At 41.4% G+C, this 15,045-nt stretch carries 18 protein-coding genes, 2 tRNA genes and 1 pseudogene; all 21 read left to right on the top strand.

Features of this window, described 5'->3' with window-relative positions:
- Position 1: 1 nt before the first annotated feature.
- The 21 genes and pseudogenes from carB to QNH28_RS22155 all read left to right on the top strand — a co-directional run bounded on the left by carB (position 2) and on the right by QNH28_RS22155 (position 14,760).
- On the top strand, positions 2-3,229 hold the full coding sequence (gene carB / locus QNH28_RS22250) for a carbamoyl-phosphate synthase large subunit (protein ID WP_283908590.1): 3,228 nt from the start codon (positions 2-4) through the stop codon (positions 3,227-3,229).
- 110 nt (positions 3,230-3,339) lie between these two features.
- On the top strand, positions 3,340-4,086 hold the full coding sequence (pyrF, locus tag QNH28_RS22245) for an orotidine-5'-phosphate decarboxylase (protein ID WP_283908589.1): 747 nt from the start codon (positions 3,340-3,342) through the stop codon (positions 4,084-4,086).
- Positions 4,083-4,721 carry an orotate phosphoribosyltransferase gene (gene pyrE / locus QNH28_RS22240; protein ID WP_283908588.1) on the top strand — a complete coding sequence of 213 codons (639 nt, stop codon included), beginning with the start codon at positions 4,083-4,085 and terminating at the stop codon, positions 4,719-4,721. The genes pyrF and pyrE overlap by 4 nt, the downstream gene beginning before the upstream one ends.
- A gap of 551 nt (positions 4,722-5,272) precedes the next feature.
- Entirely contained in the window at positions 5,273-6,760 is a 1,488-nt protein-coding gene (locus QNH28_RS22235) for an ABC transporter substrate-binding protein (protein WP_283908587.1), read from the top strand.
- A gap of 112 nt (positions 6,761-6,872) precedes the next feature.
- The gene (locus QNH28_RS22230; protein WP_019909365.1) at positions 6,873-7,037 is read left to right on the top strand and encodes a hypothetical protein; all 165 of its coding nucleotides are present in this window, start codon (positions 6,873-6,875) and stop codon (positions 7,035-7,037) included.
- Between the two features lie 82 nt (positions 7,038-7,119).
- Positions 7,120-7,196, top strand: a tRNA-Met gene (locus tag QNH28_RS22225).
- 44 nt (positions 7,197-7,240) lie between these two features.
- A tRNA-Ile gene (locus tag QNH28_RS22220) sits at positions 7,241-7,314 on the top strand.
- A 434-nt stretch (positions 7,315-7,748) separates the two neighbouring features.
- A complete protein-coding gene (locus QNH28_RS22215) occupies positions 7,749-8,171 on the top strand; it encodes an N-acetylmuramoyl-L-alanine amidase (RefSeq protein ID WP_283908586.1) in 423 nt (140 codons plus the stop codon).
- 11 nt (positions 8,172-8,182) lie between these two features.
- Positions 8,183-8,242: pseudogene (locus tag QNH28_RS29660) on the top strand (hypothetical protein); the annotation flags it as partial.
- 647 nt (positions 8,243-8,889) lie between these two features.
- Complete coding sequence (locus QNH28_RS22210) at positions 8,890-9,312, top strand: hypothetical protein (RefSeq protein WP_283908585.1); 423 nt, start codon at positions 8,890-8,892, stop codon at positions 9,310-9,312.
- Positions 9,313-9,400: 88 nt separating this feature from the next.
- The gene (locus QNH28_RS22205) at positions 9,401-9,772 is read left to right on the top strand and encodes a hypothetical protein (protein ID WP_283908584.1); all 372 of its coding nucleotides are present in this window, start codon (positions 9,401-9,403) and stop codon (positions 9,770-9,772) included.
- Positions 9,723-9,968: a hypothetical protein gene (locus QNH28_RS22200; RefSeq protein ID WP_283908583.1), complete on the top strand. Its 246-nt coding sequence runs from the start codon at positions 9,723-9,725 to the stop codon at positions 9,966-9,968. Before QNH28_RS22205 ends, QNH28_RS22200 begins: the two co-directional genes overlap by 50 nt.
- 268 nt (positions 9,969-10,236) lie before the next feature.
- Positions 10,237-10,692 carry a GNAT family N-acetyltransferase gene (locus QNH28_RS22195; protein WP_283908582.1) on the top strand — a complete coding sequence of 152 codons (456 nt, stop codon included), beginning with the start codon at positions 10,237-10,239 and terminating at the stop codon, positions 10,690-10,692.
- 76 nt (positions 10,693-10,768) lie between these two features.
- Positions 10,769-11,245, top strand: coding sequence for a GNAT family N-acetyltransferase (locus QNH28_RS22190; protein WP_042190793.1), 477 nt, complete (start codon positions 10,769-10,771; stop codon positions 11,243-11,245).
- A gap of 142 nt (positions 11,246-11,387) precedes the next feature.
- Entirely contained in the window at positions 11,388-11,930 is a 543-nt protein-coding gene (locus tag QNH28_RS22185) for a restriction endonuclease (RefSeq protein WP_283912237.1), read from the top strand.
- Positions 11,931-12,197: 267 nt separating this feature from the next.
- Positions 12,198-12,437: a hypothetical protein gene (locus QNH28_RS22180; protein ID WP_283908581.1), complete on the top strand. Its 240-nt coding sequence runs from the start codon at positions 12,198-12,200 to the stop codon at positions 12,435-12,437.
- A 316-nt stretch (positions 12,438-12,753) separates the two neighbouring features.
- The gene (locus QNH28_RS22175; protein ID WP_283908580.1) at positions 12,754-12,903 is read left to right on the top strand and encodes a hypothetical protein; all 150 of its coding nucleotides are present in this window, start codon (positions 12,754-12,756) and stop codon (positions 12,901-12,903) included.
- 30 nt (positions 12,904-12,933) lie between these two features.
- Positions 12,934-13,038 (top strand): YjcZ family sporulation protein, encoded by a 105-nt coding sequence (locus tag QNH28_RS22170; protein WP_231573505.1) that lies wholly within the window; start codon positions 12,934-12,936, stop codon positions 13,036-13,038.
- Positions 13,039-13,347: 309 nt separating this feature from the next.
- A complete protein-coding gene (locus QNH28_RS22165) occupies positions 13,348-13,476 on the top strand; it encodes a YjcZ family sporulation protein (RefSeq protein WP_283908579.1) in 129 nt (42 codons plus the stop codon).
- A 65-nt stretch (positions 13,477-13,541) separates the two neighbouring features.
- Positions 13,542-13,673: a hypothetical protein gene (locus tag QNH28_RS22160; RefSeq protein ID WP_283908578.1), complete on the top strand. Its 132-nt coding sequence runs from the start codon at positions 13,542-13,544 to the stop codon at positions 13,671-13,673.
- 583 nt (positions 13,674-14,256) lie between these two features.
- Positions 14,257-14,760 carry a DUF2798 domain-containing protein gene (locus QNH28_RS22155; protein ID WP_076284742.1) on the top strand — a complete coding sequence of 168 codons (504 nt, stop codon included), beginning with the start codon at positions 14,257-14,259 and terminating at the stop codon, positions 14,758-14,760.
- Positions 14,761-15,045: the final 285 nt, after the last annotated feature.

The raw sequence follows: 15,045 nt of genomic DNA, 5'->3' as shown, positions 1-15,045 counted from the left end.
TATGCCTAAGAACGATAAGCTTAAAAAAATACTAGTGATCGGTTCCGGACCGATCGTCATTGGTCAAGCAGCGGAGTTTGACTACGCAGGAACTCAGGCTTGCCAAGCCCTTAAAGAAGAAGGCGTGGAAGTCGTACTGATTAACAGCAATCCAGCAACAATTATGACAGATACTAATATTGCAGATAAAGTATACATCGAGCCTATTACGCTTGAATTCGTAACTGCTATTATTCGTCAGGAGCGTCCAGATGGATTACTTCCAACGCTGGGCGGTCAGACCGGCCTAAATATGGCTGTAGAATTGGCTCGTGCAGGCGTGCTTGAGCAAGAGAATGTTAAGCTTCTCGGTACACAGCTTGATTCCATCGAGAAAGCAGAAGATCGCGATTTGTTCCGTGATTTAATGCGTGAATTGGAACAACCTGTACCTGATAGCACCATCGTTACGACGCTGGAAGAAGCTATGGAGTTCGCTGAGGGAATTGGTTTTCCACTGATTGTACGCCCTGCTTATACACTTGGCGGAACCGGCGGCGGGATCTGCGATAACGAAGAAGAGCTGCGCGAAACAGTCAAAGCAGGTATTCGTTATAGCCCGATCGGACAATGTCTGGTTGAGAAGAGTATTGCCGGCATGAAGGAAGTTGAATACGAGGTTATGCGTGATGCCAATGACAACTGTATCGTTGTCTGCAACATGGAAAACTTTGATCCTGTAGGCGTACATACAGGTGACAGTATCGTTGTGGCACCTAGCCAGACGTTGTCAGATCGCGAATACCAAATGCTGCGTACGGCTTCGCTCAAAATCATCCGTGCCCTGAATATTGAAGGTGGATGTAACGTACAGTTCGCACTTGATCCGCAAAGTTATCAATATTATGTAATCGAAGTAAACCCGCGTGTCAGCCGTTCCTCGGCTTTGGCTTCCAAAGCAACTGGTTATCCAATTGCCAAAATGGCTGCCAAAATCGCGATGGGTTACACGCTGGATGAAATCGTCAATCCGGTTACTGAACAGACCTATGCATGCTTCGAGCCTACACTTGACTATATTGTAAGTAAAATTCCACGCTGGCCGTTCGACAAGTTCATTCATGCGAACCGTAAGCTGGGTACGCAAATGAAAGCGACAGGCGAAGTAATGGCGATCGGCCGTACTTTTGAAGAGTCGATTCATAAAGCGATTCGTTCCTTGGAAATTGGTGTTCATCGCTTCCGCCTGCCAGGTGCAGAGACACTGGAAGAGAGCGTGCTGCGTGAACGTCTTGCGAAGCCTGATGATGAGCGTCTGTTCCTGATTGCTGAAGCTTTCCGTCGTGGTTACGGTTTGCAAGAAATCCAGGATATTACGAACGTAGACTGGTGGTTCCTCTCCAAAATTGAAGGTTTGATTAACTTTGAAGAGGTTATCCGCGGCGAAGAAACTTTGTCTGCGGAAACTCTATACCAAGCGAAACGTAAAGGCTTTACAGACCGTGCGATTGCTGAAATTCGTGCAGAAGGACAAGCGAACGGCAAGTTTACTAAAGAAGCTGATGTGCGTGCGCTGCGTTTGGAGCAAGGTTTAACACCTGTGTTCAAAATGGTAGATACTTGTGCGGCTGAGTTCGAAGCTACTACACCTTACTACTACTCGACTTATGAGACTGAGAATGAAGTCATTCATTCTGATAAGCAAAAGGTTATCGTGCTGGGATCTGGTCCAATCCGGATCGGTCAAGGGATTGAGTTTGATTACTCCACAGTGCATGCGGTATGGGCCATTCAAAAGGCTGGATATGAAGCGGTTATCATTAATAATAACCCTGAGACAGTATCCACGGACTTCAATACTTCGGACCGGTTGTATTTTGAACCATTATTCTTCGAAGATGTCATGAACGTAATTGCACAAGAGAATCCGATTGGAGTTATCGTTCAATTCGGTGGTCAGACAGCGATCAACCTTGCGGCACCCCTAAGTGCTGCTGGTGTGAAGATTCTCGGAACTAGCCTGGACAGCATTGATGAAGCTGAGAATCGTAAGAAATTCGAAGCTTTGCTGGCACGCCTTGATATCGCTCAACCGAAAGGTAAGACGGTCACCGACGTGGATCAAGCTGTAGAAACTGCACAATCCCTTGGATATCCGGTGCTGGTTCGTCCTTCCTACGTACTAGGTGGACGTGCAATGGAAATCGTATATAACGATACTGAACTGCTTAGCTACATGGTAGAAGCGGTGAAAGTGAATCCTGAGCATCCGGTATTGATTGACCGTTACATGCTAGGTAAAGAGGTTGAGGTAGACGCGATTTGTGATGGTGAGACAGTAGTTATTCCGGGCATCATGGAACATGTCGAGCGCGCAGGTGTTCACTCCGGTGACTCTATCGCTGTATATCCTCCGCAATATCTGGATGAAGGTCTGAAAGCGAAAATCGCGGAAATCACGATCAAGATCGCTAAGGAACTGAAGACGATCGGACTGGTCAACATCCAGTTTGTTATCTATCAGAACGAAGTATATGTAATCGAAGTAAATCCACGCTCCTCGCGTACGGTTCCTTTCCTGAGTAAGGTGACAGGAATTCCAATGGCACATTTGGCAACCAAAATCATTCTCGGCAGCAAGCTGAAGGATGACGGTTATACAGAAGGTCTGTGGCCGGAAAGCGATTATGTATCGGTTAAAGTTCCAGTGTTCTCTTTTGCCAAACTGCGCAGAGTAGAACCTACACTCGGACCTGAAATGAAATCAACCGGTGAAGTTATGGGCCGTGATAAATTGTACGCAAAAGCTTTATACAAAGGTCTGATTGGAGCAGGAATGAAAATTCCAGCTACAGGCGCTATCATCGTTACGGTGGCAGATAAAGATAAAGCAGAAGCTGTAGAACTTATGAAAGGCTTCCACTCCATGGGTTACAAAATCATTGCTACTGGAGGCACGGCACAAGCGCTTGAAGAAGCAGGGCTCAACGTAATGAATGTTAACAAGCTGGATGAAGGTGCGCCTAACATTCTCGACTTGATTCGTGGTGGGCAAGCGAACTTCGTCTTTAATACACTGACTAAAGGTAAAACACCAGAACGTGACGGATTCCGTATCCGCCGTGAAGCGGTTGAGAATGGCGTCGTATGTATGACTTCACTGGATACAGTGACGGCACTTCTCAGAATGCTGCAGACGATTAACTTCTCGTCACAGTCCATGCCTGCTTTTGTCGGACAACTGAACTAATTTCATAAAGATGCATAGGGCGGTTTGCGTTTACGCAGACCGTTCCGCTATGCCTAGGGTCTAATAAATAAAGGGTGTGGATGTAGTCTGCACTGGATAGGAGCATGGTTATGGGAGTTGGAGAAGCAGAGTGGAAAGCAATGGCGAATCGTCTGATGATCGCCTTGGATTATCCTGATGTGACTGGAGCAAGAGCCTTGATCGATAAGCTGGAAGGAATTCCTTGTTATATGAAGGTAGGCATGCAACTGTTCTATGCGGCAGGACCAGAATTTATTCAAGAGCTGAAATCTCGTGGCTATTCTGTGTTCGTTGACGTGAAAATGCATGATATCCCTAACACGGTAAAAGGTGGCGCTCAAAGTCTTACTAATCTTGGCGCTGATATGTTTAACGTGCACGCGGCAGGGGGCTCAGCTATGATGGCTGCAGCGCGCGAAGGAGCGGCTTCTGCAGTTAGTGCTAATGCAGCCCTGAAGATGCCTTTGATTATTGCAGTTACTCAGCTAACCAGCACGAGTCAAGAAGTGATGAATAATGAAATTGGGATCGCAGGTGAGGTAGCGGATACTGTGGTAAGATACGCTAAACTGGCAGCCGATGCAGGTCTAGATGGCGTAGTAGCATCGCCACAAGAGTCTGCAGCTATCGCAGAAGCTTGCGGCCCAGCATTTTGCACGGTTACACCAGGTATCCGACCAGCAGGTGCTTCCCTGGACGATCAGTCCCGGGTTATGACGCCTGGAAAAGCCATTCGTCAGGGGAGTCACTACCTTGTTGTAGGACGGCCGATTACAGCTTCACCAGATCCACGTCAAGCAGCACTAAACATTATTGAGGAGATGACCCTAGCATGAGCTCATTAAATAGAAGTGAACAAGTAGCAAGTTATTTGCTGGAGATTGGAGCAGTGGCGCTGCGTCCACAGGAGCCTTTTACATGGACCTCTGGTATCAAATCGCCGATCTATTGTGACAACCGTCTGACTATGGCTTACCCAGAGGTTCGTAACTATATTGCAGATGCCTTCGCTCAGCTTATTAAGAGCGAGTATCCGGACGCTGAAGTGATCGCTGGTACAGCAACCGCTGGTATTCCACACGCGGCTTGGGTAGCAGATAAGCTCAATCTGCCTATGGCTTATATCCGTGATAAAGCTAAAGGCCACGGTAAGCAGAATCAGATCGAAGGACTGATTAAGCCGGGGCAAAAGGTTGTTGTTATTGAAGATCTGATCTCCACTGGTGGAAGCTCCATCAAAGCGGCTCAGGCCGTGCAAGAAGCTGGCGCAGAAGTGCTGGCTGTACTCGCGATCTTCAGCTACGAGCTGGACCGTGCAGTGGATGCTTTTACTGCAGCTGAAATGCCATTACAAAGCTTGTCCAACTACAGCACATTGATTGATGTGGCTCTTGCACAAGGCAAAATTGAATCGACGGACGTAGAAGCACTGAAGTCTTGGAGAAAAGATCCGTCATCATTTGGTGTTTAATTTTAAATAATGAGTATAGTTTAAGCGAGCCTCTCACTTTTAGTGGGGGGCTTTTTTTATTGTGAGGAGTGCGAATAAAAAGAGGGACACAACATACTCAACTGTCATCCAAGACACGAATAGTTGTATTTTGTACACTTAAACTAACTCTCCTTAGAGGAATCGGCACTATAGTTGTACTTTGTGCAATTATAATCAGCCTAGTATCTGCCGAAAGCTCATAGTAACGTCTTTTAACTGCACAGAGTGCAATTAAAAGGGGAAACAAAATAAATGAAGCTCTAATAATTGCAGAAAGTGCAACTATTCAGTCGCAGGTGGTCCGATTGTGCCGACCATAGGAAGGATAGCAGGTTAGTGGGAAAGTGGAGATCGTGTCTTTGCATAAGCTCCTAGTAACATTTTTATGAGAATAATATGAAGAAATCGTAGTATAACTTTAAACGTCCTGTAACTTCCCTTCTTGATTAAAGCTTTATACTGTTACTAGGTTATGGATTATTTATCCATAAGATGTAGAGGAATCAAGTATTTTATGGGAGGATATTATAATGAATCATATAAACAACAATAAACGGCTGTGGCGCCGCTGGTTAAGCTTTGGGTTGTGCGCTGCGCTGTTACTACCACTAATATCAGATGGGTGGAATACGGTTTGGGCTGAGGCTTCTAAAGCTCCAGTGGAGCAACGTGTATTGCGTATTGGGAGTCTATGGTCTGGAGAGGACGATTCGTTTTTTCGTCAGCAGTTTACGGATATGTATGAATTGCAGCATCCAGAAATCAAATTGGAGATCATTCCGGCTATAGATACGAATGACCTTCGGTACAATAACACCTCCTCAGACGCAAGTTCTGATAATTTGGAAAATATCCGAGCGATTATGGGCGGGGATAAGCCTGTTGATGTGATCGTCGGTGATAGCGCATTAGTGAAGAGTTTGGTGGATCATAATCTTGTTCAATCGCTGGAGCCGCTTATAGCGCGTGATCAGTATGATTTAAGCAATATGGCGCCTACAATGCTGAATGGAGTTCGTGAGCTGGGTAGAGGAAGTCTTTATGCGTTGGCGCCGATCTTCTCGTCTAGTGCGCTTTTTTATAACAAGGGAATCTTTGATGCTGCTGGTGTGGGCTATCCGACGGATAAGATGACTTGGAATGAACTGTTTACGCTGGCAGATAAGGTGACGAAGAAGTCATCTAATAAAGAAACTCGGATATACGGGTTCTCAATGAACCGTTACTTAAGTGATCCATTTTGGGATATGCAGAGCTATGTCGCACCACTAGAACTTACGATGTACGATAATAAGGGTCAGCACATGACTGTAAATACTGCACAGTGGAATCAGGCTTGGACTACTTACAGCCAGTTGGTTAAGAAACAAATTGTACCTGAGTTAAATGGGCTGGATTTTGCAGGAACAGAAGGGAATACCTACAGTCCAATCCAAGGCGATCTGTTCCTCACAGGAAAAGCAGCAATGGTCGTTGGAGAATATGGTTATCTCAATGAACTGGCGGGAGTGGCCCGTAATGCTGCTAAGATCAAAAATTACAGTCCCATCAAATGGGGCGTGGTTACTGTACCTACCTTTCAGGAAAAACCGGATGTTGCCATTGGAACATGGCTTGGTAATATGATGGCTATTAATTCTATGGCTACTAATAAGGAAGATGCCTGGGATTTGATTAAGTTCGTCAACAGTAATGAGGTTGCGAAAATTAAAGCCCATAACAAGAGTGAACTGACTTCCCGTAAGGATTATATTACCGCTCAAACCCCTTCTGTAAATTTGGAAGCTTTTTATACGCTTAAGCCTTTACCTGCAACGGATCCTTTATTGATCAATTTACAGATGCAGAAGCCTGGGATTAGCCGAATTAGCGATGTTGGACGTCAACTATTCATTGATGTTTATCAGGGTAAGAAAACCGTCGAGAATGCACTCAAAGCTTGGGAGAAGCAAGGGAATACCATGCTGGATACACTTGAAAAAGATCCCACGGTCTATTTCGACTCGATCGGTGAATGACTCTGGAATATGCCCCTAGCCACCAGTTTTCTGGTGGCTTATTTTGTGGAACTTGGGCATGATAAGTTCAGAGCGGTGTATCATAAATTTGCGAAAAGGAGAAGAGGGCATCATGAATTGGATATACTTCGCGAAACTGTTCAGGACCAGATTTCAAGCAGGTTGTTTGGCTAAAAGATTGGAGCAAGATGGCTGGATTTACGGATATCATGATCCACGTTTTGTAGAAATTTATCGATCCCGCAAAGGAAGGTACGGGGTTAGATTTCTGCCTTGAGAACTTTTATAAATTCTTCCTTGACGTAGACCCAATTTGTACTGTATATTATTTATTGTCGCTGTTTGAATATTTTTTCTGACGCGGGGTGGAGCAGCCCGGTAGCTCGTCGGGCTCATAACCCGAAGGCCGCAGGTTCAAATCCTGCCCCCGCAACCAATTTATTTACAACAGCAATTGTACATTCGGATATTTTTAGATCCGGGCCCTTAGCTCAGTTGGTTAGAGCGGTCGGCTCATAACCGATTGGTCGGGGGTTCGAGTCCCTCAGGGCCCACTTATCAAAAACCCTTACTTTGTAAGGGTTTTTTGCTGTCTGTAGGTTTAGAAATATTAAGAAAATAGAATGGAATGGCCAGGTTTTTGAGATTGCCAACGGATTTGCTAACGAGAACTATAATAAGAATGATGTATGTGTATGTCGCTGATCATGAAAACTAATTTTTTTGATACCTGCTTTACGTACAAGTACGTCCATACCTTCAGTAATTCATTTTAGCTTTATATAGCCTTATAGCAGCAGCTTATCATTTAAAACAAATTACTCAGTCTTGGGTATATCCTTAAACAAACTCCAAAGGTACCTGATTGGACAATTATTTACGCAGTTACTTTAGCCGCAATCATCCTAGTTGTACTGACTAATTGATTAAATGTGGGCAGTGTGCTGCAGGCGATTTTATGTAGACAAATTATGATGGAGTTCAGGTGTTGCTATCCCGTAGCACTGATGTATTTCTGGAATTAAAAGAGCGTACAAATCTAGCCAACAAAGCAGGCGCTGATATCCTGGTTTCAATCCATAGTAACGCTGGGGGTGGCTCTGGCGGTTTTGAGACGTATAGATATACAAAAGCCTCAACCGCATCGGTAGCACTGCAAAACGTCCTGCACACAGAAAATATGGATACGCTCAATAAGGTTGCTGTTGGTGTGATAAATCGGGGTAAGAAGGTAGATATTCTGCACATGGTACGAGAGAGCAACATGCCAGCAGTGCTAACGGAAAATTTATTTTTGGATGTGGCCACTGACGCTGCCAAACTTAAAAAAGATGTGGTTATCCAAGCAATCATTGATGGTCATGTAATCGGGATGGTAGAGGCACTACTTATACACCGACACGAGCTGTAGCAGAGGCATTAGGGGCTACAGTCATCTATGACGCAGCCAGCAAGAAGGTTATTATCACTAGGAGAGTCTGAAATTATTGATAATATCTATAAAAATTGTTTCAGACTTGTATAATTTGTATAATTAGTATAATCATATTAATGACTTTATAGTCTTATTGATTATTTTTTGTCTGTATGATTATAAAAATCAAGGCTCAGTTGTAGAGAACTTCTGAGCCTTGATACATAAATGTTATTAATATACTACTACATGCTAAATTAATAGTTGAATTTGTGTCCAATCATAACCATTTCCATTAATTTTATCAGTAGTTAATTTTCTATAAACATGGTTAGCATTGCTTCCCTTAATATCTACAGTCTAAGTACTGCTAAGAGCTCCTACAGTGCCTGTAGATGACATTTTCCATTTTGCCCAGCCATATGCATATCCACCTGTAATATATCCAGGATTATTTGTACCTTGCTCGGTAATAAAGTATGCTGGATTCCAATTATTATGTCCTTGAGCAATAGTTAAGCTCTTAGTTGCAACACTTCCATCATAAGCGTGTATAAAAAAACACCCCGTCAACCTTAAATGGTCGGTGGGGTCTATTTCATTTCTCTCATTGTAAATAAGCTCTTAATCAAACGTTTTTCTCTGATGAAAGGTCCAAACTATAAAACCCTTTAGGACATACAATACTGTATCTTATAAAAAGGAGGTTTTTCATTTGGGAACTTATCTTGATGGAAGAACGTCGCAGAATGCGAGCTATGCAAATTCTATTGCAATTCCAATTACATTACTAAACACTCCACAGTTATTCGGACAAGTAGGGCTTATATCAGAAGGAGTGACAACCAATCCTCGTGTTATTTTGAAAGGTACTATATCATTACAACTGCCCTTGGCTTTCTTAGGGATTACTATAACCATTGTAAGAGGAACATTACCTACTGATCCATTAGTTTACTCAGCCACATCGACCTTTAACCTAAGTGTATTGGCGCCACAAGTAATTACTTTCTCTGCTGATGATTTTAATCCCTCAGTAACGCCGCAATTGACTTATACTGCTTTTGTTTCGTCTAACTTGCTTGGGACAATTCGTGTTGGTCCAGAAAGCTTTGATGCTATTCTGGTATCTGATTAAAGCAAGGATTTAATTAAGCTCGCTGGCTTCGGCTGGTGGGCTTTTTTCTTTCTTTATTACATGGTAAAATCAGGAAAATATTCAAAGGATGATGAAGATGCGCCGCGGTTTCCTTGCCTTGTTGTTTTTAGTTGTATTAGCTGCTTGCGGATCAACGGAGAGTAGTATTTCAGCTGAAGATCTTGCTATTGTTAAATTGGACAAAGAAAAGGAAATCGTGAGTTATGGGATGAGTCGTGAAGAGGTGGATAAGGTGTTGGGCAATGGAGAAGAAGATAAGCTCATGCTCCCGTTTATAAACTATGACTCTGGAGTATCTGCTATTTTTAGGAATGGAAAAATTGTGTTGCTCTATTTGCCAACAGAATCAAAAGGAACTTATGGGGGGGAAGCGGGGTACGGAAATTGGAATGACAAAAGCACAACTAAAGAAAATGTATGGAGAGAAAAATGCAGTTGAAACGACAAAACACAACCTCAATTTTTACTATGATACTGAGATAAAAGAGTTCTTGAATCAAGAGTCAGCAGAAGAAGCAATTAAAAATAAAGATAGAGCAAAGCTAATTTATTGCATAGCTTTTATGTTTGATGACGAGGGGAATTCAGATTCAATGCAATTTTCTGATGCCTTGGCAGCTTACTCGATGGAGTAGAACTCATAAAAACACCCCCTCTACCAATTAAGTTGATGGGGTGTTTTTTCGTTTAGTAACTTGTGTTTTCGTACTGTGCATCATCTATCGAAACATTTCTGTAAAAATAATGTATTAGACTGGCGGGCGCCTCATCAAGCTAACAGGCAGTATAGTTTAACTTAAACTAAACTTTCCGTTTCCCGCAGTTAACATAAGGTGTAATCTGAAAGCACCTTTTTTTGAAGGTGATATTCATCAAGAACCGTATTTATGAAGGAGTGACTTAATGCAAGCTATTAAATCTATAATAGATTGTCCAGAGCGTCATATAGAGTTTGCTGAATATGTTAAAGAAAAATGGCCAAACGTACAGAACGTGGTACTCCCTAAAATTGACGAGAGTTTATCGGCTGAAGATGGTTTGCCATTAACATTTCTGCTATTAAAAAACGACAAAATAATTGGATTTTATCAATTGATTGAGCAGGAATATATAATTCGAAAAGATTTATCGCCATGGATTGCTCCTTTGTTCATTGACGAGAATGAGCGAGGGCAAGGTTTAGGTTCAGTATTGTTGGAGCATGCCAGAAAAATGGTGGGGCAATTGGGATATACGAAGGTTTATATAACGACTGACCATATTCGTTACTATGAGAAATATGGATTCAGAGAAATCGGTTTGGATAATTTCGAATGGGGACGACCCACCAAAATCTATGAGCACGACACTATAAAGTAATTTATCGCAACATGTTTTTTTTGGGACTTAACTAACGGGAAACGATAGTTGAATCTACAGAGGGATGGTATCAAACATGGACTATGAAATCAAAATAGCAACCTTGGAACATAAAGAAATACTCAGCAACCTGTTACAATTCTATATTTATGATTTCTCAGAATTTATGGAGTTGCAGTTTGAGGCAAACGGTAAATATGGTAATTATCCAATTGATGAATATTGGTCTAAAGACCCCAATTATCCATATTTAATCAGTCTCAATGGGAAAATTGTTGGATTTGTCTTAGTCAAATTAAAAAATCGGGAAGAAGATGACGCCTATTTTTCTATTGCTGAATTTTTTATTGCGAAGAAGTATCGTAGGCTGGGATTAGGGAGATTGGTTGCTAAAGATATATTTGATATGCACCAGGGAAAATGGGAAGTTTACCAAATAGATAACAACAAGCCCGCTCAACTCTTTTGGAAAAAGGCAATAGAAGAATATACAGGAGGAAAATTTACTGAACGAATTGAAGTAGGAAGAAGAACACAAGTATTCATTAGTTAATGATATTCAGGACTAGCAAGGGCTTACGCTAACGGGAAACGTGAGTCCAAAAACCAACAGTAGTCTAGGGCTTTTTCTTACCAGTCATATATACATAATGTTCCAAATAATTTATATTAATGGGGGTTGCTGGTTGACAAAAATGATAATTTTGTTGGTTATTCTTGTTATCGTTACTGCTGTTTTTGTATTCAAAGTTTTATCAAGAAAGAAGAGTTACCCTCCCCAAAGTATAGTAATTGATCCACTTAAGATTACGATCCAGGACATAGACCGAATGGAAGACGGAACTGGCTTTGTAGAATATCTGTATCGTTTATTTTTGGCCATGGGTTATAGTGATGCATATAAAACGAAAGGAGGCAGAAATTTTGGATCTGACTTAGTGTTTACAGACGGGGAGGGGGTTCGAAATGTCGTTCAGGCAAAGCGTTATTCCTATCCAGTAGGGTTAGGAGCTGTTCAAGAGATCTATAGTTCCATGAGATATTACAGGGCTAAAAAGTCCATGGTAATATCCTCAAATCAATATACCTCAGCGTGTGAAGAACTTGCTAGTTATAACGCCGTAAGATTACATAGTAGAAGTGACCTTATAGAAATTATAAACTTTTTCAAGTCAGGGCAGATTGATAAAGCAAAGGATATCCTTGAGTCAGAGCCCAGGTTTATACTGGATTCATAGGATAATAAAGTAATTAAGAAGGACTTCAAAGTTGGAAAACGATGGGTTGCGAAGAAATAGATAGTTCGTAGAACAAGGAGCTTTTATACTGATGAACAATGAAGATTTTCAATACAGAAATACATACTTTTTCGTAGGGAATCAAACGATTCTATGGATCACCATACTTGGAATGATACTGTTAGGATTTGTATTGTTTTATTTGATTAAGAAATACATAAAGCAGAGAAAATGAGGCCAGGGATTCTAATACATAGGAGTGCTGTAATGAAGAAAATCTTCAAAGAATTTGGTGTCCATTTTTGTGCGGCAACAATTCTTCTAGGCATTTCATTATTGTTCAATGATTATGATGTTGAGGAACAACAATCTTTGTTGGTTGTAATGATGTGTGGAGCCCTCATATCTATTGGTGGATATAACTATTTGAAAAACAGAAAAGGTGTTGTTGTGATGATCGTAGGAGTTATTGTATTAGGAGCAGCGCTTTGTACCTTATCTTTTTAGGAGTGATTATATTGAGTAATATATACAAAGTCCTAAAGACAGACTCTGAATTCCTTTCGGCTGCTTTGTCATAGTCACAGGTAGATATACTTGAACGCCGTGGTGATCTAGCTGGCTGCATAATTGATTGTGAGGGTCCAGTCCAGAAATGGGAGCGTTAAGGTTGCTGATGTTTATTACTTGAGAAATGAATATATCAAATACCCCGTCTACCTTAATTGGTTAGCGGGGTTAATTTCATATCTCAATACCCAAGCACGATCAGGAAACTGGCATATCCTACATTTGTATTCAATTACAAAGGAGGAATTCACGAATGGGCGAATTTGTTGGTGGATGCGGATGCGGTATTGGAGAACGTGAACGTGAACCTGAACGTTTTGTTGGTGGAGCCTTTACATCCACAGGTGCAATCTTGGTGCTCTTTATCTTGTTGGTCATCATTACAAAAGCCTGTATATTTTAAGTAGTATTAATTTACAAAGGAGGAATTATGATGGGTGAATTTGCTGGAGGGTTTGGCGGAGGTTTTACTTCTACGACTGCAATTCTGGTTCTGTTTATATTGTTGGTAATCATATCTAAAACTTTCTTGATTTAAGTTTCAAACCTCCCACTATGACCAGCACCCATAGTGGATATCTGCCAGTAGATACTTGCGGATTTGTAATGAAGATAATGAAAGTTGCCCCCATCAACATTAAGTCGTTGGGGGTAGTTTAGGTTTATACGATAAACTCTGTAAATACTGGACTATGCAGCATGCCTGATTTGGTCCAGATCCTCATTCTAACCTTTGCCCACAGTCGGGGCTTTAAATGGATAGATATCTCATTACCTATTTACCCAAGCGCTATGGGGGGAATTGCATAAGCTAAGATGTACTCAAATGCAGAGGAGGTAATTTGAAATGAGCGAAAATGTTGCTGGCTTTGGCGGTGGATATGGCGGTGGTATCGGAGGAGCCTTTACATCTACCGGTGCAATCTTGGTACTGTTTATTCTCCTTGTAATTATTTCTAAGACTATCTTGTTATAAAATGTTAGCCGAACTCTCAATCGTTTAATCCGTCAGCACAACTGACGGATTTTTTACATATGTGAATGAGTATCGGCCAAACAATTGAAATGATATATCTGGATAAAACAGGTGAAATTACTCAGCGGAAGATTGAAGTGGATATGCCACTGAAACGGCTATCATCTTCGACGGATGGCTGCACACAGAACTTATGAGTATTTCAAGGCGCGGCCATTGGATAGATTGATTGTAGGACAAACTCCAGGGTCTAAGGGTCACATTGGTCACGAATTTGGTCACAAACTCATTTTAATTCAATTTAATCAATATTAGATAATTCCAATAATAACAAGAATTTCTGAATAGAGTTTAAGGCGTTTATCCCTTTCCTCTATATCAGTTGGTTAGAGCGGTCGGCTCATAACCGATTGGTCGGGGGTTCGAGTCCCTCAGGGCCCACTTAGCAAAAAACCTTACTTTGTAAGGTTTTTTGCTGTCTACAGGCACAAAAATTCAAAAGGAAGAGAATTAGGAAGGCTGGAATTTTGAGCTTGCTAACGGATGCACTGATACCAGATTTATCGCCATGCGCTTATCGCAGAGATAGTATAAATCTTTATGATTGAACTAAAGGGCAGAGGGATTTAATATATCTTAAATAGAGGTCTGACATTCATTTGAAAAAAAGTGCTATAATTATTAAATCAGTGTGTAGAGATATTGGTCTTTTTTTGGGCCAAAAATATATGTCTCATGATACGTCTGCCATCTGAAATATGATTCACGGAGATGACAAACATGCATGGAGACACAAGACTGCCCAGAAACGGAAAAGAAGGTATATTATTTTTACTCATTATTTCAATCATTTCAGTAAACACTATTGCCCCTATTATTGTGGGGTTGGAACGTGGCTTCAGTAAGGAAGTGTATATAGATACACTAAAGGTTATTCCGTTTATGTGGATGATCGTAGTTTTTTCCGTAAGATTAGTTGCTGGGCCGATTGTTGGGAAAGTGATGCCGAAATTCATGGGACAAACCGATGGATTTAATGCTAGGGTGCTGTTGAATACTTTATTGAATGTTACGGTGTTATCTATTTTACTATCGATTATCGGCACATGGGTTGGGACGAAACAAATAAGTCTAGAGCCACTTAAAAACTTCCTTCATATCTGGCCAAGAAACTTTGGTATAGCATTTTGGATTGAACTGTTGGTTGCTCAGCCGATAGCAAGATTTGCGATGAAAACATTACACACAAGACAGGATCGTAAAACAGAAAGTGTAAATGCGTAACTAGCTGAAACGTTGTATACGAATAAGAATCTCAGGAACGTCCATGGTGGGCGTTCTTTTTTTGAGTCCCGTTATCATAGCGGTATTGAACATGTAAAAGAGCCATCATAGGATTAACCTACAACGGCTCTTTTACACTATGTACTTTCTCTAAAAACAATTCTTCAAAAAAGCTTTGTAAAGTTTTTCGTCTATCTCTATTAAACTCTTCTTTCCATCCTTGAACTGAACTGCAATTATATGAACTCCTTTATTCTTAGCTGAAAGGCCATCGAGCAAACCAAC

Source organism: Paenibacillus sp. G2S3 (assembly GCF_030123105.1).
Lineage (GTDB): Bacteria > Bacillota > Bacilli > Paenibacillales > Paenibacillaceae > Paenibacillus_AQ.
Note: the sequence above shows the minus strand (reverse complement) of the source record. Positions and strands in the feature narration are given on the sequence as shown.

Coding starts and splice junctions, on each gene's coding strand:
- carB (WP_283908590.1), top strand. CDS start 2: ATGCCTAAGAACGATAAGCTTAAAAAAATACTAGTGATCGGTTCCGGA.
- pyrF (WP_283908589.1), top strand. CDS start 3,340: ATGGGAGTTGGAGAAGCAGAGTGGAAAGCAATGGCGAATCGTCTGATG.
- pyrE (WP_283908588.1), top strand. CDS start 4,083: ATGAGCTCATTAAATAGAAGTGAACAAGTAGCAAGTTATTTGCTGGAG.
- QNH28_RS22235 (WP_283908587.1), top strand. CDS start 5,273: ATGAATCATATAAACAACAATAAACGGCTGTGGCGCCGCTGGTTAAGC.
- QNH28_RS22230 (WP_019909365.1), top strand. CDS start 6,873: ATGAATTGGATATACTTCGCGAAACTGTTCAGGACCAGATTTCAAGCA.
- QNH28_RS22205 (WP_283908584.1), top strand. CDS start 9,401: ATGATGAAGATGCGCCGCGGTTTCCTTGCCTTGTTGTTTTTAGTTGTA.
- QNH28_RS22200 (WP_283908583.1), top strand. CDS start 9,723: ATGACAAAAGCACAACTAAAGAAAATGTATGGAGAGAAAAATGCAGTT.
- QNH28_RS22195 (WP_283908582.1), top strand. CDS start 10,237: ATGCAAGCTATTAAATCTATAATAGATTGTCCAGAGCGTCATATAGAG.
- QNH28_RS22190 (WP_042190793.1), top strand. CDS start 10,769: ATGGACTATGAAATCAAAATAGCAACCTTGGAACATAAAGAAATACTC.
- QNH28_RS22185 (WP_283912237.1), top strand. CDS start 11,388: ATGATAATTTTGTTGGTTATTCTTGTTATCGTTACTGCTGTTTTTGTA.
- QNH28_RS22180 (WP_283908581.1), top strand. CDS start 12,198: ATGAAGAAAATCTTCAAAGAATTTGGTGTCCATTTTTGTGCGGCAACA.
- QNH28_RS22175 (WP_283908580.1), top strand. CDS start 12,754: ATGGGCGAATTTGTTGGTGGATGCGGATGCGGTATTGGAGAACGTGAA.
- QNH28_RS22170 (WP_231573505.1), top strand. CDS start 12,934: ATGGGTGAATTTGCTGGAGGGTTTGGCGGAGGTTTTACTTCTACGACT.
- QNH28_RS22165 (WP_283908579.1), top strand. CDS start 13,348: ATGAGCGAAAATGTTGCTGGCTTTGGCGGTGGATATGGCGGTGGTATC.
- QNH28_RS22160 (WP_283908578.1), top strand. CDS start 13,542: ATGAGTATCGGCCAAACAATTGAAATGATATATCTGGATAAAACAGGT.
- QNH28_RS22155 (WP_076284742.1), top strand. CDS start 14,257: ATGCATGGAGACACAAGACTGCCCAGAAACGGAAAAGAAGGTATATTA.